This is a genomic window from Acetonema longum DSM 6540, assembly GCF_000219125.1.
Classification (GTDB): Bacteria; Bacillota; Negativicutes; order Sporomusales; family Acetonemataceae; genus Acetonema; species Acetonema longum.
On sequence record NZ_AFGF01000245.1, the window covers coordinates 1 to 809 of the forward strand.

General features: G+C 59.5%; 1 protein-coding gene. It reads right to left on the reverse strand.

Annotation, left to right across the window (positions count from 1 at the left end):
* Window positions 1–809: IS66 family transposase (gene tnpC / locus ALO_RS18985; RefSeq protein ID WP_040293949.1), on the reverse strand; the 809-nt coding region annotated here is incomplete at both ends.

Sequence of the window (809 nt, forward strand, 5' to 3'; positions counted from 1 at the left end):
CGTCAAGCACTGGCTTGGCCAGTTCCTGCCGTTTTTCATAGCGTTCTGGCGCCGTACAGTCGGCTAGCTGCCGTTCGATGGCAAACAGTTGGTCGCAGTAGCGCTTGCCTCTGTCCGCGCCGGAGCCTTGGCGGTCTTTTTCGGGAAGCGCTTTGAGCGCTTCATCGAATTTGCGCCTGGCATGAGCCCAGCAGCCTACCCTGACCATGGTTTCCGGCAGGCTGTGGTAGCCGGCATAGCCGTCGGTATGCAGATACCCGCTAAAGCCTTGCAGGAATTCGGTGGGTCGTTTGGCCTTGCGGTCGGGCTGGTAGTCAAACAGCACGATCGGCATCTGCGTATTGCCACCGGTCCGGTACAGCCACATATAGCTCTTGCTCTGGGCCGGTTTGCCCGGTTCGTGCAAAACCTGCAGCACAGTTTCGTCTGCGTGCAAGTAGCGTTGGGCGCAGAGGCTTTGATGCAGTTGTTCATAGAGGGGCTCCAGCCAGTCGATGGCGCAGCGGATCAGCCAGTTGGACATGGTTTGCCGCGACAGCTCAATGCCCAGCCGGTTCCATTCCTGCTCCTGACGGTACAGCGGCAGGCCGCTGACGAATTTCTGCGTCATGATGTGGGGCACTGCTTCCGGTGAGGCAAAGCTGCCTGGGATGACGGGCTTGTCCACCGGCGCCTGGATGATGGGCACGCTCGTGGCGTTGGTCTCGCAATTCCGGCAGGCATAGACATACTGAACATGTTCGACGATCACGGCTTGGGCGGGGATGAGTTTGAGTTCCCGGCGGATTTGTTTGCCCATGACATGCAGG